Here is a 17,890-nt window from a genome sequence, read left to right as displayed (position 1 = left end):
GCCGTCCTCGGGCGGTCCGGCCCAGTGGGGCCAGCAGCCCCCGCCTCCACCGCCGCAGGCTCCGGGTAACCAGCAGTGGGGGCAACAGCCGCCACCGCCACCGCCCGGCGCTCCGCAGTGGAACCAGCCCGGTGGTCAGCCGCCGGGTGCGCCGCAGCCGCAGGGGCAGTGGGGGCAGCAGCCTCCGCCACCGCCCGCCGAGCCGTCGAGCGCCTGGGGTACGCCGCCCGCGTCTCCCCCGCCGCCACCGGCTTCCGACAGCTTCGCCCCGCCCGGTGAGCCGCCGGTTCAGGAACCTCCGGCCGACGTGCCGTCCCCGCCCGAGTCGGCGCCGCCGGTGGCTCCGTCGGCCGCCGTGCCGTTCGCGGTGCCGTCCGACGACCCGGGAACCGGGATCATGGGCCGTCCGCGTCGCCGGATCGAGGATGCCGCGCCGTCGTCCGGCGGGGAGGCCCCGCCACCGCCACCCGCGGCCGAGGAACCGCCGCCGGCTTACCCGCCGCCACCGGCCGAGCCACCCCCGGCTCCCAGCCCGCCGGACCCCCACGCGGCCCAGGGCTTCTCGGTGCCGGGTGCCAGCGCACCCGACGACAACGCGGGCGCTCCACAGGGCTTCTCCATGCCCGCGACGAGTGCGCCCGAGGACAACGCGGGTGCCCCGCAGGGTTTTTCCATGCCGGGGACGAGCGCTCCCGCGCCGTTGACCGGCGAGCCTGAACCGCCTGCCGCGCAGGGCTTCTCGATGCCCGGCGCCAGTGCGTCGGCTCCGCTGACCGGCGAGGCCGCTCCCGACGCGAGCTCGCAGTACGCGCCGCCGCCCATGCCGCCCGCCCCGGAGGCGCCGGTGGCTCAGGCGCGGGTCGAGTACCCGCCCGCGGCACCCGAGTCGCAGGCTCCCGAGTCCTGGCCGCGCGTCGCCGAACCGGTCGCGTCCGGCTCGGCTTCGGTGCCGCCGGCACCCGAGGCCGTCGCTCCCGCCGCCGAGGCTCCGGTGGCACAGCCGGAACCGGCCCCCGCGCCGCCTCCGGCTCCCGAAGCCGCCGACGACCAGCCGCCCCCGCCGCCCGCCGAGGGCGCCGCGCTGTGGGCGGGCATGGCCACCCCGGCCGGGCCGGGCGGCGACGCCGAACTGTCCGCCGAGGACGCCAAGGCGATGGCCGACCTGGCCGACGTCGACATGGGCGACTTCGAGGACGACGATGACGATGACGACGCCCCGGCGCCGCAGCAGACCGACAAGGCCGAGGCCGACCGTGACCGCGATGGCGCGGAAGCGGCCGACGAGAACCGGGCCGCTCCGGCGGCGACCGGGGAAGCGGCGGAGTCCGGCGAAAGCGGCGAGACCGAAGCGGTGAGGGGTTCGGCCGACGCTCCGGCCGGGGACGACGACGCGTCCTCGGTTCCGGCGCGGGCCAGCGTCTCGGTGCCGAATCTCGTGGTGCAGGACGACGACAACGTGCCGGTCGGCCGCCGCTTCGACGGCCAGACCTACCGTGCCGGCGAGGTGCAGAGCGCTCCCGAATCCAATGTCACCGAGGCACCCGACATCGGCGACTGGGAGGCTCGGGCGGAGGCCCCGCAGGAGGCGGGGCCGGACGAGCAGCGCGACAGCCAGCCGGTGGCGGACCTGCATTCCGGCTCGACCTGGAACGCGTTCGCCGCGGGCGAGAGCAACGCCGCCGACCAGCCCTCGGGCTCCGAGCGGGACGACCACGCTGCCGAAGCGGCGACTGGCGACTCGTCCGGCAGCGACGAGCGGTCGTCCGGCGAGTCGTCGTTCCAGGCTGGACAGACGTGGAACGCCTTCGCCGAGGGCGACCGTGACGCCGACGCTGGGCACAGTTCCGACGCGGCGGCTGAGAGCCAGTCCGGCTCGGCGGCTGACGACGGCGAACCGGCGCGGCAGTCGGAGTCGACGTGGAACGCGTTCGACGGCGAGCGTGCCGAGGAGCGGCAGGCCGAACCGGCCGACGACGGACGTCCGTCCGAGTCGGCGCACGGCGACAGCGAACCGGCTGCGGCTGGTGAGCAGTCGTCCGGCGGCAGCTGGAGCGCGTTCGGGGACGACGAGTCGTCCGGTCGCGACGGTGCCGACGAGGGCCAACCGTCCGCTGTGGCTGGTGAGGTCGAGTCGCACGAGGCTCAGCCCGCCGATGACCAGCGGCCGTCCGAGGCGGCAGACCGTCCCGACGACAACGGCCAGCAGGCGAGCTCGTCCGGGGACGGCCAGCAGGCGGGCTCGGCGTGGGACGCCTTCGGCGAACCGTGGCTGGAGGGCGGCTCGGAGCAGTCCTCGCAGCCGGAGTCAGGCCAGCAGGCCGCGGCTGAGCCGGTGTCCCCGGCGGCTGCCAGCGCCGAACCGTCGGCCGCTGAGCCGGTGGGGGCGGCCAAGGGCGTGGCCAGTGTGCCGTCGGCGCAGTTGCTGTCGGCCGGTGACCTGCCCGCGCAGTTGCCGACGCCGGTCGCGCAGGTCTACGGCGGCGCGCCCGAACCGGAGAACGAGAGCGCGTGGCCGCCGCCCGCGGACAGTTAGCCACTGTAGACAAACACGAAGCTCGCCCCGTCGGATGATCCGGCGGGGCGAGCTTCGTTTGGCCGAAGGCCAAGGAGCCTGGGCCAGCTAGCGAGTGCGGGGACGCGCTTCGTTGGCCGAAGGCCAAGGAGCCTGGGGCAGCCAGCGGGGACGGCGCGAGCTCGGCCGCGCGGGGCGGGGCTTTGCCGCGCAAGGCTTTGCAGCGCGGGGCTTTGGGCGGGCGGCGCTTTGCCGCGCGGGGCGGGGCTTTGGCGGGTGCGGTGGTGGCCGGGCGGGAGTACGCTGCGGCTGGGCGCTCCGACGGGGCGGTCGGGGTGCCCTTCAGGCAACGGGGAGGTCGCCCCGGGCCAGCACACCCGGGGCGACCTCGTTTCCGCGCTCTCAGGCGCTCTTGGTAAAGATCTCGGTCAGCTTCACCTTGCTGCCTATGCGCATCACGCTGCGCTTGTAGATGGTGGCGCCGATGCTGAGCATGCCCACCGCCGCTGCCGCCAGCACCGCCGCCGACAGCAGTTGCTCCCACGGTGCCGCGTCGTTGACCGCCGCTCGTACCGGCATCATCAGCATCGAGAAGGGTGGGATGAACGACAGCACCTTCGACACCGTCGCCGTCGGGTCCCAGACGTAGATGGAGGTGACGACGTAGCTGGCCACCATGAGCATCGTCATCGGGCCGATGGCGGAGTTGATGTCCTCCTGCCGCGAGACCAGGGAGCCCAGGGATCCGGCCATCGCCGCGTAGAAGGCGAAGCCCAGCACCCACCAGCCCAACGCGGTGACGATGGTGACGCCCATGCCGCTGGGCAGGTAGTCGATGGCGCCGGTCGCGGTGGCCGCGATGAGCCCGACCCCCGCCGGTACCGCGAGGTTGAGGAAGCCCAGGACGCCCAGGCCCAGGATCTTGCCGCCCAGCAGTTGCCAGGTTCGCAGCGAGGACAGCAGGATCTCCACGATGCGGCTGCTCTTCTCCTCCACCACGCCCATGGCCACGTACATGGTCGGCATCATGACCATGAAGAACAGGATGATCGTCAGGAAGTACCCGATGACCTGGCGGGCGGTGTTGTCCTCGCCGTTGACCTGCTCGGTCTTGAGCGTGTCGACCTTCATCGCGTCGCTGACCTTGTCGGGGTCGGCCCCCGCGTCGACGAGCTGGCGTTCGGCGATCACCCGCTGGTGGACGGCTTCCACGACGGTCAGCAGGCCCTGGTCGGGTTCGCCGTCGGCGATGACGGTCTTGTTGTCCACGATCGCGATGTCGGCCTTGTCGTCGCTGATGGCGGCCTTGGCCGCGGCGGCGTCGTCGACCTCGTCGGCTTCGATCTTCATGCCGTGGGCCTCGCCGACCTCGGGCACCGACTCGGCCAGCACCGGGGCGTCGGTGCCGGTCACCGCGATCTTGTAGGTGTCGTCGCCGCCGAGGAAGGTCGGCAGCAGCGACACCACGACGACCAGGACGGCGCTGGCCAGCAGGCCGATGAGGTAGCTCTTGGACTTTCCGCGCACCAGGATCTCGCGCCTGGCTACCAGCCACAGTCCCTTCATGACACCGTCTCCCGGAAGATGTCGACGAGGCTGGGCTCGTCGAAGCCGAATCGTGTGACCCGTCCGGCGGCCATGGCCGCGGCGAGTACTTTCTGGTCGTCGCCGGAGTCGATGACCCACTCGCCCTCGTCCACGTTGGCCACTTCGCCGGGCAGGGCGTCGGCCCAGGTGGGGGCGGCCCCGTCGATGGAGACGCGCAGTTTGCGGTTGCCGCGGCGGCGCAGGTCGTCGACCGAGCCGGACGCGACGATGTTCCCGGCGGCGATGATGCCCACCGAGTCGCTGAGGCGTTCCACGAGGTCCAGCTGGTGGCTGGAGAAGATGACCGGGACCCCGGCGGCGCTGCGTTCGGACAGGACGGTGGCCATCGTGTCGACGGCGATCGGGTCGAGGCCGGAGAACGGTTCGTCCAGAATCAGCAGTTTCGGGTCGTGCACGAGCGACACCGCCAGCTGCACCCGCTGCTGGTTGCCCAGCGACAGGTCCTGGACGAAGTCGCCGGAGCGGTCGGACAGTCCCAGTCGTTCCAGCCAGGTCGCGGCGGCCTTCTTCGAGCCGCCGGGGGTCTCACCATGCAGTTCGGCGAAGTAGGCCAGCTGTTCGCCGATCTTCATCTTGGGGTAGAGCCCGCGTTCCTCGGGCATGTATCCGGTGCGCAGCCGCTGCGCGTGACCCATCGGCTCGCCGTCCCACAGCACGTCCCCGGAGTCGGCGATGAGCACGCCCATGGCGATGCGCATGGTCGTGGTCTTCCCGGCTCCGTTGGCGCCGACGAAGCCGAACACCTGCCCCGGTTCGACGGTCAGCGAGACGTCATCGAGGGCGGTCTTCTCGCCGAACCGCTTGCGCAGGTTCCTTATCTCAAGCATCGGATGCTCCCAAGGTCGTCATGAAGACGACATTAGAAGCGCGACGGCCGAAAACTCTCCGCCTCGGAGACGACTTTCCGGCGGGCGTTGTCATCCCTGCGGACGACCGCGACTCCCCCCACGCGGCAGGTCGATCTCCGCCTCCGCTTCGGCGCCTAGGACTCGAACTTGTAGCCCAGGCCCCGAACGGTCACGAGGTGGCGGGGACGACCGGGCTCGGTCTCGATCTTGGAGCGCAGCCGTTTCACGTGCACGTCGAGGGTCTTGGTGTCGCCGACGTAGTCGGCGCCCCAGACGCGGTCGATGAGCTGGCCGCGGGTCAGCACTCGGCCGGAGTTGCGCAGGAACATCTCGAGCAGCTCGAACTCCTTGAGCGGCAACGGGATCTCGGCGCCGCCCACCGACACCACGTGCCGGTCGACGTCCATGCGCACCGGGCCGGATTCCAGCACCGTCACCATCGGGTCGGTGGGTTCGGCGTTGCGGCGCAGCACCGCGCGGATCCGGGCGACGAGCTCGCGGGGCGAGTAGGGCTTGGTGATGTAGTCGTCGGCGCCGATCTCCAGCCCCACGACCTTGTCGACCTCGCTGTCGCGCGCGGTCACCATGATGATGGGCACATTGGACGTGGTGCGTAGTTCGCGGCACACCTCGGTTCCCGACTTCTCCGGCAGCATCAGGTCCAGCAGGACGATGTCGGCTCCGGCCTTCTCATATTCCTTGAGAGCCTCGTTTCCGGTGGCGGCGACCGCCACTTCGAAGCCCTCCTTGCGCAGCATGTACGAAAGCGCGTCGGAGAACGATTCCTCGTCTTCGACTACGAGTACGCGAGTCACTGTCGACCTTCCTCGATGTGCGTAGTAAGTGTGTCGATTTCACCCGGGCTCAGTTCCGCTTCGTCGGCGTCAGCCGTTACCGAAGGCAACGTCAGGGTGAACGTTGCCCCATTTCCCGGCATACTGGACACGTCAACCCTGCCGCCGTGGTTTCCGGCGATGTGTTTGACAATGGCCAGGCCAAGGCCGGTACCGCCGGTGGCGCGGGACCGGGCCGGGTCGGAGCGGTAGAAACGTTCGAAGATGCGGTGTTGTTCGGACGGGTCGATACCGATGCCCTCGTCGGTGACGGCGATGAGCACCGAGTCGTCTTTGACCGTGGTGTCCACGGTCACGGAGGTGCCTTCCGGCGAGTACGCGATGGCGTTGCCGACCAGGTTTCCCAGCGCGGTGGCCAGCTGGTTCTCGCTGCCGGACACCGCGAGCCGACGGCGGCCGGTGCGGTTGATGGTGATGTCCTTGGCCGAGGCGGCGGTGCGTCCCCTGTCGACGGCCTCGTTGACGACCCGGTCGATCCACACGGTGACGGGGGCGGGCATGGGTTCGGCGCCCTGTAGCCGCGACAGTTCCAGCAGTTCGGACACCAGCCGCGACATGCGGGCCGACTCGTGCTGGATCCGGGTGGTGAAGCGGGCGGCGGCGGCCGGGTCGTCCACGGCGTCGGCCAGGGCCTCGGCGAGCAGTTGCAGCGCCCCGACCGGGGTCTTGAGTTCGTGGCCGACGTTGGCGACGAAGTCGCGCCGCACCCGTTCCACCCGGTGCAGTTCGGAGATGTCGGTCAGTTCGACGGCGACGTGGCCGTCGGGCAGCGGGGCGACGTCGACGCGCACGGCGGTGGGGTCGCCGCCCTGGTTGAGTTCCAGTTCGACCTGGCGCGGGGCGCCGGTGGCGCGGACGTGTTCGGCGAGGCTGCGCAGCGAGGCGGGTTCGAGTTCGGTCTCGGCGTCGACACCGAGGGCCCGGGCGCCGGTGTTGGCGTAGGTGACCTGGTTGTCGGCGTCGACGACGCACACGCCGGTGCGCAGCGCCTCGAAGACCTTGTGCCAGGCGCCGACCTGGGTGCGCGAGAACTCCTCGTCGGAGGCGGGTTCCAGGGTGCGACGACGCCCGTTGAGGGCGTAGCCGGCTGCCGCTCCGGCCGCGAGTCCGACGGCGAAGGTGGCCGCCGCCCGTCCCGCGCGCGGGACATTACTGAAGGTCACACCCCGAGGGTAGCCAGATGAGCGGGCAAAACCCTAGCTGCGAGTAAACAAGAGATGAACAAGACCCGTCCTGCTTCGACGGTGACCGCCCGGCCGTCAACGGCGACCGCGGGATTCCGCGTGCTCGACGAGTACTTCGCCACTCTCGCCGGAGCGTTCAGCCGGATCGGGCGCGGTTGTCGCGCGGGGCAGCAGGGCCGACACGAGTATGCCACCGGCCGCGACGATCCCGGCGGTGACGAATGCCGCAGCTCCGGAATCCTTCGGGCCGGTCAGCTGACCCGCGACGGCGGTGCCCAGGCCGTAGCCGATCCACATGAAGGTGTTGAGCCAGGCGAAGACCTCGGTGCGGGCGGTGGCCGGCGCGTGTTCGGTGAGAATGACGGGTATCAGGGTGTCGCGCGGACCGGACACCGCACCGATCGCCGTGATGACGACCGCCAGCCACAGGTAGCCGACGTCGAACACCCCGGCGAACAGCAGCACGCAATCGGCGGCGAACAGTATTCCCAGCAGTCGGCGACCGGTGATGGACCAGTGCCGGCCGCCGTACCCGAGTCCGGCGGCGAGGGTGCCGGCCGACAGGAGTCCGGCGAAGATCCCGGCCGCCCCCGCCGAACCGAGCACGGTGGCCGAGGCCACCATCGCGACCCGCAGACTGCCGAAGGTGAAGGTGCCCAGGGCGGCGATGAACAGCAGGATCAGCGTGGGCCGGTGCGCCAGCGGCCCGACCAGGCGCGTCAGTCTGCCGCGGGACGGGCCGTCGCCCGTCGGCGCCCCCGGAGCCGCGGTGCGCACCACGCGGGACATCGTCACGGCGGCCACGGCCGCCAGGAACACCGTCCCGGTCACGATGATGATCGCGCTGGCGGGCATGACCAGCAGCAACCCGGCCACCAGCACCGGCCCGGCGATGAACATGAGTTCGTTGATCGCGTTGTCCAACGCGTAGGCGGTGTTCAACGACCCGGGGGCCACCAGTCGGGGCCAGGCTCCCCGGATGACGGCGCCCGCCGGAGGGCTGGTGGCGCCGAGCACGGCGGCGGCGGCCACGACCAGCGGCGCGGGCACCGGGAGGTGGATGCTCAGCAGCACCAGGGTGTACGCGGCGGCGTGGACGAGCAGATACGGCGGCAGCACCTTGCGAGGACTGAACCGGTCGACCAGCCGCCCTCCCAGTGGCGCGCACAGGGCCAGTGCGAGAGCGTGACCGGTGAGCGTCAGTCCGGCCACCGCGTAGGAGCCGGTGTCGTCGAAGACCACCAGCAACAGGGCCAGGCTGAGCGTCGGCGGCCCGAGCTTGACGGAGAGACTCAATCCGGTCATGCCCATGACACCGGGCCGGGCGAACAAGCGACGATATGAACCGAACACGACAACCTCCGTTACCATCTAACCAAGGTTTGGACATAACATCACGGAAGGATGTTACCTGTCAAATGGAGATAGCCCATAACGTCATTCGGCTGGCGCCACTCATCACCGAACTGGTCAATCTGGTGACGCCACGTTGGCGGGGCGGCAGCGAACTGCCGAGGCTGCCCGAAGGCCGACTGGCGGACGCATTCACCGCGCTGCTGGATTCGCGGTCAGCCGCCGACATCCGGGCCGTGTCCGACGTGGAGACGCGGCTGACCGCACTGGCCTGGGCGCTGCGCGACGCCATCACGGCCCCGTCGCCGTCGGTCATGGCGGCACGCGTCAACGACATGATCGAGCGCTATCGGGCGCGCCCATACCTGGTCGACGACATGGACCAGCCGTTCCACATCCACTTCGACGGGGACGGCGAGACACCCGTCGAATCCATGGGCGGCGAATTCGCCAGTGCGGTGGCCCTGATCGTGGACGGGTACGGAGTAGAGCGTTTCGGCAGCTGTGAGGCACACCAGTGCGAGGCCGTCTACATAGATCTCACGCGCAACGGCTCCCGTCGGTACTGCAGTTCCGGTTGTACCGCTCGCGCCAAGACCGCGGCCTACCGTAAACGTCGCGCCGGCGAGACAGGTCGCTAGCGACTGTAGTTCTTGCCGAAGGGGCGGCCCGGGATCGGTTTGGCGATGACGGCCACCGGGATGAACAGGCACAGCTGACCCAGCGCGATCGTCAGCGCCCACATCGCCCTGTCGTCGTAGTGGACCGAGGCCCTGGCGAACAGCTCGTCGGAAACGCGCTCGCCGAACGGGTTCGGGGTGAGGACGGCCTCGGCCAGCTCCAGCGCGACGCGTTCGGCGTCGGTGAAGTAGGGGGCTCCCTGCCAGGTCGCCACGGCGGTGATCCGCTCCTCGGTCTCGTCGGCCTTGCGCATCTCGGCGGTCATGCGAATGGTGTGGTAAGTGCTGCCGACGATCTGCGCGGCCCGCAGCAGCGCCAGCCTGATGGTGGTCTGCGGAACCGGGCTGTCGCGGATGGCCTTGTGCAGCGCGCCCGACAGCGCCGCCAGTTCGGGGAACTCTTTCGTGAGGTCGGGCAGGCGCGAGGTGATCTCGCCGGTCTCGGTTGTCGCGGTGGTGGTCATGCTGGTTTCCCTTCTCGGATTCGGTCGGCACGGCGGAGGTTCCACACCCAGGCCAGCTGGAGCACGCTGAGGCCGAACAGCAGCACGCCCAGCGGGACGTGCACGGTCGTCAGGTGCGCGATGCCGATGAACACCTGCGCCAGCGTGAGTGCGAAGAACCCGGCCGCGGCCGCCACGGGTGTGGCGGAGCCGCCGCCCGGACGCCAGGCCAGGATCGCGGCGATCAGGTGGAAAAGCGTGACGAAGAACAACGTGTAGGACGAGCCGCTGTGCAGCACGTGTCCGCTCGGCGTCGTCAGCAGCAGCCCGGCTGTGACGGGGGTGGCGAACACCGACAGCGTCTGCAGCGTGATCGCCAGGCGCAGTAGTTTCAGACTGCCCGGCTTGGTCGTCGTCCCGGTCGTGAACATCGAGGGATTCCCTTCTCCATCCGGCGTGGTGTCTCGTCTGGTCCGACGACGTACCGGGCCGAAATGTGAGGTGCGCGGCCGACGTCACATTTCGGGGCGGCGGATTGTCCTATGGGCGTGGATGAATACGAGGAAGGGAACCGGGGCACTGTGAGCACCATCGACCTGCCGGAGCCGGGCCTGGACGTGATCATGGGCGAGCGGCGGCAGCTGACCAATCTGGCGTACCGGCTGCTGGGTTCGCTGGCCGAGGCCGAGGACGTGGTGCAGGAGGCGTACGCGCGCTGGTTCGCGATGTCGCGGCAGCGGCGGGAGGCCGTCGTGTCGCCGGGCGCCTGGCTGACGACCGTCGCGGGGCGCATCTGTCTGGACGTGCTCGGTTCGGCGCGGGCCCGCCGGGAGCGCTACGTGGGCGAGTGGCTGCCGGAACCGCTGCCGGACCGTCGGGAGTGGACCAGTGGCGGCACCCCCGTCGACCCGGCCGACCGGGTCACGCTCGACGAGTCGGTGAACATGGCCTTCATGGTGGTGCTGGAGTCGATGACCCCGGCCGAGCGGGTGGCGTTCGTCCTGCACGACGTGTTCGGCTACCGGTTCGCGGAAGTCGCCGAGATCGTGGGCCGCAGCCCGGCGGCGTGCCGCAAACTGGCGTCCTCGGCCCGGCATCGCCTCGACGCGCCGCGACCGGTTCCGGCCGTGGCCCCGGCCAAGCATCGCGGCATCGTCAAGCAGGTCAAGCAGGCGTGGGAGGCCAACGACATCGGCGCCCTCATCGGCCTGCTCGACGCCGAGGCGACGATGGTCGCCGACGGCGGCGGCAAGGTCCGGGCGGCACTGCGCCCGATCGAGGGCGCCGAGCGGATCGCGACCTTCTTCACCAAGTTCGGCGGCAAGTCGGCGGGCGTGACGCTGCTGGAGCGCACGGTCAACGGCCAGCCCGGCCTGGTGGTGTCGCAGGACGGCGTCATCGTCTCGGTGTGCGCGTTCGAGGTCGCCGACGACCGGGTCACCCGGATCTGGGCGGTGCGCAACCCCGACAAGCTGCGCGCCTGGACGACGGGCTGAGCGCTACTTCTTACCCTGGGCGGCAACCGCGGCGGCGGCCTTCTCGGCGGCCTCCGGGTCGAGGTACACGCCGCCGGTCTTCAGCGGCCGCATCGTGTCCAGGTCGAGGTCGTAGCGCAGCGGCATCCCGGTGGGAATGTTGAGCTTGGAGATCTCGGCGTCGGAGATGCCGTCCAGGTGCTTGACCAGGGCCCGCAGCGAGTTGCCGTGCGCGGCGACCAGCACGGTCTTGCCGGCCTTCAGGTCGGGGACGATGCTGTCGTACCAGTACGGCAGCGACCGGTCCAGCACGTCCTTGAGGCATTCGGTCAGCGGCGCCAGCTCCGGCGGGAGTTCGGCGTAACGCGGGTCGTCGGCCTGGGAGTACTCGTCGTCGCGGTCGATGGGCGGCGGCGGGACGTCGTAGGAGCGGCGCCAGGTCATGAACTGTTCCTCGCCGTACTGGGCGAGGGTCTCGGCCTTGTTCTTCCCTTGCAGCGCACCGTAGTGGCGTTCGTTGAGCCGCCAGGACCGCTTGACGTCGATCCAGTGCCGGTCGCAGGCGTGCAGCGAGATCTCGGCGGTGCGGATGGCGCGACGCTGCCGGGAGGTGTGGACGACGTCGGGCAGCAGGTCGTTCTCGACCAGCAGCGCGCCGCCGCGCCGGGCCTCGTCCTCGCCCTTGGCGGTCAGGTCGACGTCGACCCAGCCGGTGAACAGGTTCTTGGCGTTCCATTCGCTTTCGCCGTGTCGCAGCAGCACCAAAGTAGCGGTCATGGGCTCGATCCTGCCTGATCCGTCTGCTGGGACGAAGACAGGTGGCCGGTTGACGCTGCGCGACCGGCTCGTTCACAGCGCAGATCACAGTCTGACCAGTGGAAATGCGTTGGCTTCGCGCGACGCGGCGGCGATAGGTTGACCAGCGGCCGTAAGGAGTACTGAATGTCGCCCCGCCCCGCCCGACTCCCCCGCGCCTTCTGGATCATCTGGTCGGCGCTGCTGATCTCCAAGGCCGGTGGTTTCGTCGTCATCATCATGACGCTGTACCTGACGGCGCAGCGGGGGCTCACCGAGTCGCGGGCCGGGCTGATCGTGGGCCTGTTCGGGATCGGCGGCGCGGCCGGGGTGCTGGTGGGCGGGGTGTGTGCCGACCGGATCGGCCGCAAGCCGACGATGGTGGCCAGTGCCGGGGTCTCGGCGGTCGCGCTGGCGACGCTGGGCCAGTTGACCGATCCGGTGTGGATCGCGGTGTTCGTGGCGGTGTTCGGGTTCGCCAACGCGGCCTTCGGACCGGCGGGGATCGCGGCCATGGCCGACGTGCTGCGGCCCGAGGATCGCGACCGGGCGTTCAACCTGATGTTCTGGGCGATCAACCTGGGCATGGGCGCGGCGAGCCTGCTGGCGGGTTTCCTGGCGCAGTTCTCGTATTCGCTGCTGTTCTGGCTGGACGCGGGCACCGCGTTGCTGGCCGGGGTGCTGATCCTGCTGGCGGTGCCGGAGACCTTGCGGCACAAGCGTTCTGGTGCTGAGCCGGTACACCGGGGGCGGTTCGTGGACGTGTGGCGCGACGGCGTGTACATGACGTTCGTGTCGCTGGTGTTCCTGCAGTCCTTCGTGTGGGCGCAGGCGCAGACGACGCTGCCGTTGGCGATGACCCGGGATGGACTGTCCGAAAGCGACTACGGTGTCGTGCTGGCCATCGGATCGGCGATGATCATCGGCGGTCAGCTGATCGTCCCCAAGCTGACCACCCGGTTCTCCAAGGCGACGGCACTGGCGATGGCGCTGGCGTTCTTCGCGGCCGGTTTCGGCGCGGTGGGGCTGGTCGCCGGGTTCACCGGATACGTGGTGTGCGCGGTGATCTGGACGATCGGCAACATGATGGCCGCGCCGCCCAACGCCACCGTGATCGCCGACCTGTCGCCGGACGGGATGCGGGGCCGGTACCAGGGCGTCTTCAGTCTGACCCATTCGGCGGCGGCCTTCGCGGCCCCGGCGATCGGCGGCTTCACGTTCCAGTTCCTGGGCGACGGGCACTGGGCGGTGATCTTCGCGGTGGGCGTCCTGGCCGCGGCCGGTCACCTGCTGGCGGGGCCCGCGCGGGAACGGGCGACGAAACGGCGGGCACGCGAGGCGTCCGTCCTGATAGATCAGTCCGAGAAGGTCACCGCGTGATGGGCTGCGACCCGGGCCACAGTTCGTGAGCAAGCACACGGCATATCGGCGCGACAGCCGCGGGTTGTTTCGCGTGTAATGAACATTATCGCCCCAAGCCCCTTACCCCGGAGGTGCCCGAATGCGTACTGTCCGTGCCTGGTTCACCGAGACCACCGGCGGCCTCCCCCGCGCCTTCTGGCACTTGTGGACGGTAACGCTCATCAACCGGCTGGGTTCCTTCGTCCTCATCTACATGACGCTGTACCTCAGCGTGGTCCGCGACTTCACCCCCACCACGATCGGCATGCTCGTCGGCGCCCAGGGTGCGGGAGCCGTCGTGGGGACCCAGCTGTCCGGGGTATTGACCGACCGGTGGGGCCGCCGCAAGACACTGCTGCTGTCCAACTTCTCCTCGGTCGCGGTGCTGACCGGGCTGGCCTTCGTCCAGAACGTGTGGACCATCGGTGCCCTGCTGGCGGCGATGGGCGCCACCCTCAACATGGCCCGGCCCGCGTTCTCGGCGATGATCGCCGACCTGGTCCCGCCCGCCGACCGGGTGCGCGCCTACACCCTCAACTACTGGGCCATCAACCTCGGCTTCTCCGGCGCCGCGCTGTTGGCGGGCGTCGCGGCCGGGCTGAGCTTCCAGCTGATCTTCTTCATCAACGCCGGTGCCGTGGCGGCCTCGGGACTGCTGATCCTGTTCAAGCTCCCCGAGACCCGGCCCGCCCCGTCGCCGGTTCCCGACAACCCCGCCGGGGTCAAGCCGCGCGGTTCGATCCGGGTCATCGCCGCCGACCGGGTGTTCCTGGCCTTCGTGGGCCTGACGTTCCTGCCCGCGCTGCTGCTGATGCTGCTGGAATCGCTGCTGCCGCTTCAGGTCACCGGTGCCGGACTCAGCCAGCAGGAGTACGGCTGGATCATCGCCACCAACGGCGTGGTCATCGTGGCCGGGCAGCTGTTCATCCCCAAGCTCGTCGACGGCAAGCGCCGCTCCCGGGTGCTGGCGGTGTCGTGTCTGTTCTGGGCCGCCGGGGTCGGCGCCACCGGCCTGGTGGCCAGTGTCCCGATGTTCATGCTGACGGTGCTGATCTGGACCTTCGGCGAGATGCTGCAGACGCCCGCGAACTCGGCGACGATCGCCGACCTGTCTCCTGTGGACATGCGCGGCCGGTACCAGTCGGTGTTCGCGCTGTCGTTCCAGGCGTCCACGATGATCGCCCCGACGCTGGGCGGTCTGGGCCTTGAGTACCTGGGCGCGGGCCTGTGGGGCGTCGGCGCGGTCATCGGCGTGGTGGCCGCGGTGGGTAACCTGATCGCCGAACCGGCCCGGGAACGTCGGCTGGCCCGGCTGCTGGCTGAGGCCGAGACGCCGGAGGTGCGGCCGGTGCGCACCGACCTGCCCGACGACACCGGCGAGCTGAAAGCCGTGCGCGCCTAGGGCTGCGGGCCGCGCGCCCGCAGGCCGTCGAACACGATGGCCAGGGTGCGGTCCCGCAGTCGCTCGTCCCAGCCCGCCGACACGGCCGCCTGGCAGGTGCCCAGCAGCAGCGCCAGCACCTCGGGCGGCTGGACGTCGGCGCGCACCGCACCGGCGTCCTGGGCCTTGGCCAGCAGGGCCTCGATCGCCGAGCGCCACACCCCGATCGGCTTGTCGGCGCGCAGGTCCTCGGCCGCCTCGCCGAGCAGGTCGACGACGGTCTTCTTCGACGACGCCTCGGCGACCATGCGGGTGAAGAACTCGAAGAACGCCGTGGCCGGGTCGCCCTCGTCCACGAGGACCTGGATCTGGGCCGCCATCCGCTCGACGCCCCGGCCGATGATCGCCTTGAGCAGGTCGGTCTTGGTCGGGAAGTGGCGGAACACCGTCCCGATGCCGACCCCCGCACCACTGGCGACGTCCTCGGTGGATGCCCGGGTTCCCTTGGCGTCGAAGACGGCCTCGGCGACGTCGAGGATCCGCTCGCGGTTGCGGCGGGCGTCGGCGCGCAGCGGTTTGGGCACGGTGGCTCCTCGGGTCGACAAACGGAGTCTTCACTCCGTATGATGGGTTCCGGAGTCGGAACTCCGATTCTAGTGCGACATCCCGGAAGGAATCCGCCATGACCCATCCATCGCCCCGCCAGGTGTGGGAGGCCTGCGTCAACGCCGCCATCACCGGCGACATCGCGGCCCAGACCGCGTTCTACGCCGAGGACGCGGTGCTGGAGTTCCCGTTCCTGTTCGCCGACGGGCTGCCGAACCGGTTCGAGGGCCGCGCCGCGATCGGGGAGTTCTTCGCCGCCATGCAGTCCGGCGTCGGCGCCACCGGCGTGCGCGTCGACCGCGAGAACTCCACCCTGACGCTCCACGACACCACCGACCCGGAGGTGCTCATCGCCGAGATCGAGCTCGCCGTGGAACCGGCCGGAACCTCGCGCTACGTCCAGGTGGTGCGGGTCCGCGACGGCCAGATCGTGTCGATGCGCGACTACTTCGCCGGGGCGGTGACGGGGATCGTCACCGGCATCCTGCGCGAGGCCCGCTAACCTTCAAGGGTCAATTACCGTCAACGCCGGTGGTAGGTGGAGTGCGTTGACCGGTGCGGCATGGCCGCGCCGGTTCACCGAAAGGAACTCCACCAATGCCATCCCAACAAAGCCGTGAGCTCGTCGAGCTGTTCTACCGGCGCCTGACCGACGACCTGGGCGATCGGTCCGGGCTCGTGGACCGGATCCGGGAACTCCAGGCGCGCCTCGTCGCCGAGACCGGGGAACTGCCGGACCCTCCGGCCCACGACAACGTCCTGTACACCGCCGCGGTGCTGGCCGCGTACCGGGTGCTGCGCCAGCACGAGGCCGCCCACCCCGACGGCCGCGGGCTGATCGCGTGGCTCACCGCCGCGTTCACCGAACCGCTGGCCGAGCAGGTCCGCGAGGGCACCGAGGCGATGCTCGACGGCTCACCCGACCCGTTCGCGGTGATGACCGAGCTGGCCAAACGGGTCGAGGGCGAGCAGTACGGCGCCCAGTTCGCGTTCGAGCACAGCCAGGACGACGAGCGGGGCTTCCACACCGATGTCCACAGGTGCGGCTACCACGACTTCTTCGTGAAGCACGACGCCGCCGAGCTGACGCCGGTGCTGTGCGCCTTCGACGCCAACTGGTACGAGGCCATCGACCCCGAGCGGCACGGCTTCCGGTTCACCCGCAGCACGACCATCGGGCTGGGCGGCCGGATCTGCCCGTTCCACTTCGACCGCCAGGACTGACGCCCAGGCAGGCCGGGTCCTCAGCCGAGGACCCGGTCCAGATAGGAATTGGCGAACACCCGCTGCGGGTCGAGCCGGTCGCGCAGTCGCTGGAAGTCGGCGAACCGCGGGTAGACCCCGGCCAGGTCGGCGGCGGTGCGGGTGTGCAGCTTGCCCCAGTGTGGACGGCCGTCGTGCTCGCGCATGACCGCCTCCACCTCGGCGAAGTAGTCGCGGTACGGCATGCCCCGGAACTGGTGCACCGCGAAGTACACCGAGTCGCGGCCGTGCGCCGTCGACAGCCACAGGTCGTCGGGCGCCGTGACGCGGATCTCGACCGGGAAGATGATCCGGCGCTTGTTCGCCGCCCCACGCAGTGCCGCGAAGGCGGGTGCGAAGGCCGCGCGCGGCAGCGCGTATTCCATCTCCACGAAGCGAACCCGCCGTGGGGTGCAGAAGACGCGATAGGATTCGTCCATAAAGGTTCTGGATGACATCAGCCGAGCGGACATCGAGGTGATGGCCGGAACCGTTGCGGGAAAAGTCTTTCCGATATGGCAGGCGGTACCGTATACCGCATTGGACATGACTTCGTCTTCCCACCAACGTTTGATACCGGAGAGTGGGCGGCCAGCACCGGCACGGTTGTTCCGTTTGACGAGGACACGGTCGGCACGCGGAAACCAGTACAGGTCGAGGTGATCGTTTGTTGCGGCGAGAGTGTCGAACTCCGCGATCGCCGCGTCGAGGGGCATGGGGTGTTCCTCGGCGAGCAGTCGAAAGGCGGGGACGCATTGAATCGTGAGATCGGTGACAACTCCCAGGGCGCCCAGCCCCAGCGCGACGGCGGCCAGTTCGGGATCTTCTGGTCCGAAGTCGCGGACGGTTCCGGTTCCGTCCACGAGCCGCGCCCCGACGATCGCGGCGGCGATGCCGTTGAGTTTCGCGCCGGTGCCGTGGGTCCCGGTGGAGGTGGCACCGGCGAGGGTCTGGGCGTCGATGTCGCCGAGATTGGGCAGCGCGAGGCCGTGGTGGGCCAGCAGTGGGTTGAGTTCGCGCAGCGTGATCCCGGCCGGGACGGTGACCCGGGAGGTCTCGCGGTCGACGACCGGTTCGGGCCGGTAGCCGTCCAGCCGCAGCAGGATATCGTCGGCCACGGCGATGCCGGTGAAGGAATGGCCGCTGCCGGCCGCCTTGAGCCGCCCACCACGTCCGGCGGCCTCGGACACCAGCTTGGCGATGTCATCGGGGCCGGTGGGGCTCAGGACGCGTCGTGGGGTGGTTTTCGCGGTGCCCGCCCAGTTCGTCCAGCGTGTGCCTTCTCTCACCAGAAAGTGAATACTCCTCATTTTAGTTATCGTCAAGGGGCCAAGTGGGGCACGGGCCTTCCCACCGACATCACATGGGAAACGCGCATCCTAAGATCGAGACGGCAAAGGAGCAGTCGTGTCTACTGTAGCTAATTCGCGACCTGGCGTGGTCAAGGCTCCGCGCGGGCCCGAGAACGCGCTCCGCCGCACGCCTGTGCAGCGGCGGAGCGCCGAACG

General features: G+C 70.0%; 17 protein-coding genes. 7 read left to right on the top strand and 10 right to left on the bottom strand.

Annotated features, from left to right (window positions below):
- The first annotated feature begins 307 nt into the window (after positions 1-307).
- Positions 308-2,533: a hypothetical protein gene (locus SNAS_RS02895; RefSeq protein WP_144300378.1), complete on the top strand. Its 2,226-nt coding sequence runs from the start codon at positions 308-310 to the stop codon at positions 2,531-2,533.
- Between the two features lie 381 nt (positions 2,534-2,914).
- Here SNAS_RS02895 and SNAS_RS02890 read toward each other — a convergent pair whose 3' ends face one another.
- From SNAS_RS02890 to SNAS_RS02870, 5 genes are all read right to left on the bottom strand, one after another.
- Positions 2,915-4,078, bottom strand: a complete 1,164-nt coding sequence (locus tag SNAS_RS02890) for an ABC transporter permease (RefSeq protein WP_013015867.1) — start codon at positions 4,076-4,078, stop codon at positions 2,915-2,917.
- Positions 4,075-4,947 carry an ABC transporter ATP-binding protein gene (locus SNAS_RS02885; protein WP_013015866.1) on the bottom strand — a complete coding sequence of 291 codons (873 nt, stop codon included), beginning with the start codon at positions 4,945-4,947 and terminating at the stop codon, positions 4,075-4,077. Before SNAS_RS02885 ends, SNAS_RS02890 begins: the two co-directional genes overlap by 4 nt.
- Before the next feature lie 155 nt (positions 4,948-5,102).
- Positions 5,103-5,783 (bottom strand): response regulator transcription factor, encoded by a 681-nt coding sequence (locus SNAS_RS02880; RefSeq protein WP_013015865.1) that lies wholly within the window; start codon positions 5,781-5,783, stop codon positions 5,103-5,105.
- Positions 5,780-6,985, bottom strand: coding sequence for a sensor histidine kinase (locus SNAS_RS02875; RefSeq protein WP_013015864.1), 1,206 nt, complete (start codon positions 6,983-6,985; stop codon positions 5,780-5,782). The genes SNAS_RS02880 and SNAS_RS02875 overlap by 4 nt, the downstream gene beginning before the upstream one ends.
- A gap of 96 nt (positions 6,986-7,081) precedes the next feature.
- On the bottom strand, positions 7,082-8,359 hold the full coding sequence (locus SNAS_RS02870; protein WP_013015863.1) for an MFS transporter: 1,278 nt from the start codon (positions 8,357-8,359) through the stop codon (positions 7,082-7,084).
- 65 nt (positions 8,360-8,424) lie between these two features.
- Between SNAS_RS02870 and SNAS_RS02865 the strand changes: the two genes are divergently transcribed.
- Complete coding sequence (locus SNAS_RS02865; protein WP_013015862.1) at positions 8,425-9,000, top strand: CGNR zinc finger domain-containing protein; 576 nt, start codon at positions 8,425-8,427, stop codon at positions 8,998-9,000.
- Here SNAS_RS02865 and SNAS_RS02860 read toward each other — a convergent pair.
- Both SNAS_RS02860 and SNAS_RS02855 read right to left on the bottom strand, forming a co-directional pair.
- The gene (locus SNAS_RS02860) at positions 8,997-9,503 is read right to left on the bottom strand and encodes a carboxymuconolactone decarboxylase family protein (RefSeq protein ID WP_013015861.1); all 507 of its coding nucleotides are present in this window, start codon (positions 9,501-9,503) and stop codon (positions 8,997-8,999) included. The genes SNAS_RS02865 and SNAS_RS02860 overlap by 4 nt on opposite strands.
- Positions 9,500-9,913, bottom strand: coding sequence for a hypothetical protein (locus tag SNAS_RS02855; protein ID WP_013015860.1), 414 nt, complete (start codon positions 9,911-9,913; stop codon positions 9,500-9,502). Before SNAS_RS02855 ends, SNAS_RS02860 begins: the two co-directional genes overlap by 4 nt.
- A 111-nt stretch (positions 9,914-10,024) precedes the next feature.
- Between SNAS_RS02855 and sigJ the strand changes: the two genes are divergently transcribed.
- Positions 10,025-10,978 carry an RNA polymerase sigma factor SigJ gene (gene sigJ, locus SNAS_RS02850; protein WP_013015859.1) on the top strand — a complete coding sequence of 318 codons (954 nt, stop codon included), beginning with the start codon at positions 10,025-10,027 and terminating at the stop codon, positions 10,976-10,978.
- 3 nt (positions 10,979-10,981) lie between these two features.
- Here sigJ and SNAS_RS02845 read toward each other — a convergent pair whose 3' ends face one another.
- Positions 10,982-11,734 (bottom strand): phosphoglyceromutase, encoded by a 753-nt coding sequence (locus SNAS_RS02845; protein ID WP_013015858.1) that lies wholly within the window; start codon positions 11,732-11,734, stop codon positions 10,982-10,984.
- A gap of 165 nt (positions 11,735-11,899) precedes the next feature.
- On the opposite strand from SNAS_RS02845, the gene SNAS_RS02840 reads away from it, so the two are divergent.
- Positions 11,900-13,132, top strand: a complete 1,233-nt coding sequence (locus SNAS_RS02840; RefSeq protein WP_013015857.1) for an MFS transporter — start codon at positions 11,900-11,902, stop codon at positions 13,130-13,132.
- A gap of 121 nt (positions 13,133-13,253) precedes the next feature.
- Positions 13,254-14,555 carry an MFS transporter gene (locus SNAS_RS02835; protein WP_013015856.1) on the top strand — a complete coding sequence of 434 codons (1,302 nt, stop codon included), beginning with the start codon at positions 13,254-13,256 and terminating at the stop codon, positions 14,553-14,555.
- Here the strand turns inward: SNAS_RS02835 and SNAS_RS02830 are convergent.
- On the bottom strand, positions 14,552-15,118 hold the full coding sequence (locus SNAS_RS02830) for a TetR/AcrR family transcriptional regulator (protein ID WP_013015855.1): 567 nt from the start codon (positions 15,116-15,118) through the stop codon (positions 14,552-14,554). The genes SNAS_RS02835 and SNAS_RS02830 overlap by 4 nt on opposite strands.
- Before the next feature lie 98 nt (positions 15,119-15,216).
- Here SNAS_RS02830 and SNAS_RS02825 point away from each other — a divergent pair, with 98 nt between their 5' ends.
- Positions 15,217-15,642 (top strand): nuclear transport factor 2 family protein, encoded by a 426-nt coding sequence (locus SNAS_RS02825; protein ID WP_013015854.1) that lies wholly within the window; start codon positions 15,217-15,219, stop codon positions 15,640-15,642.
- A gap of 95 nt (positions 15,643-15,737) precedes the next feature.
- Positions 15,738-16,364 (top strand): L-2-amino-thiazoline-4-carboxylic acid hydrolase, encoded by a 627-nt coding sequence (locus SNAS_RS02820; protein WP_013015853.1) that lies wholly within the window; start codon positions 15,738-15,740, stop codon positions 16,362-16,364.
- A gap of 20 nt (positions 16,365-16,384) precedes the next feature.
- Here SNAS_RS02820 and SNAS_RS02815 read toward each other — a convergent pair whose 3' ends face one another.
- Positions 16,385-17,692 carry a D-arabinono-1,4-lactone oxidase gene (locus SNAS_RS02815; protein WP_013015852.1) on the bottom strand — a complete coding sequence of 436 codons (1,308 nt, stop codon included), beginning with the start codon at positions 17,690-17,692 and terminating at the stop codon, positions 16,385-16,387.
- Positions 17,693-17,890: the final 198 nt, after the last annotated feature.

It is taken from the genome of Stackebrandtia nassauensis DSM 44728 (assembly GCF_000024545.1).
Lineage (GTDB): Bacteria > Actinomycetota > Actinomycetes > Mycobacteriales > Micromonosporaceae > Stackebrandtia > Stackebrandtia nassauensis.
This window is presented reverse-complemented; position numbering and strand designations above follow the sequence as displayed.

Excerpts from the sequence above, each read along its gene's own strand:
- sigJ (WP_013015859.1), top strand. The coding sequence starts at position 10,025 with ATGGGCGTGGATGAATACGAGGAAGGGAACCGGGGCACTGTGAGCACC.
- SNAS_RS02840 (WP_013015857.1), top strand. The coding sequence starts at position 11,900 with ATGTCGCCCCGCCCCGCCCGACTCCCCCGCGCCTTCTGGATCATCTGG.
- SNAS_RS02865 (WP_013015862.1), top strand. The coding sequence starts at position 8,425 with ATGGAGATAGCCCATAACGTCATTCGGCTGGCGCCACTCATCACCGAA.
- SNAS_RS02860 (WP_013015861.1), bottom strand. The coding sequence starts at position 9,503 with ATGACCACCACCGCGACAACCGAGACCGGCGAGATCACCTCGCGCCTG.
- SNAS_RS02890 (WP_013015867.1), bottom strand. The coding sequence starts at position 4,078 with ATGAAGGGACTGTGGCTGGTAGCCAGGCGCGAGATCCTGGTGCGCGGA.
- SNAS_RS02815 (WP_013015852.1), bottom strand. The coding sequence starts at position 17,692 with ATGAGGAGTATTCACTTTCTGGTGAGAGAAGGCACACGCTGGACGAAC.
- SNAS_RS02845 (WP_013015858.1), bottom strand. The coding sequence starts at position 11,734 with ATGACCGCTACTTTGGTGCTGCTGCGACACGGCGAAAGCGAATGGAAC.
- SNAS_RS02820 (WP_013015853.1), top strand. The coding sequence starts at position 15,738 with ATGCCATCCCAACAAAGCCGTGAGCTCGTCGAGCTGTTCTACCGGCGC.
- SNAS_RS02835 (WP_013015856.1), top strand. The coding sequence starts at position 13,254 with ATGCGTACTGTCCGTGCCTGGTTCACCGAGACCACCGGCGGCCTCCCC.
- SNAS_RS02885 (WP_013015866.1), bottom strand. The coding sequence starts at position 4,947 with ATGCTTGAGATAAGGAACCTGCGCAAGCGGTTCGGCGAGAAGACCGCC.
- SNAS_RS02855 (WP_013015860.1), bottom strand. The coding sequence starts at position 9,913 with ATGTTCACGACCGGGACGACGACCAAGCCGGGCAGTCTGAAACTACTG.
- SNAS_RS02825 (WP_013015854.1), top strand. The coding sequence starts at position 15,217 with ATGACCCATCCATCGCCCCGCCAGGTGTGGGAGGCCTGCGTCAACGCC.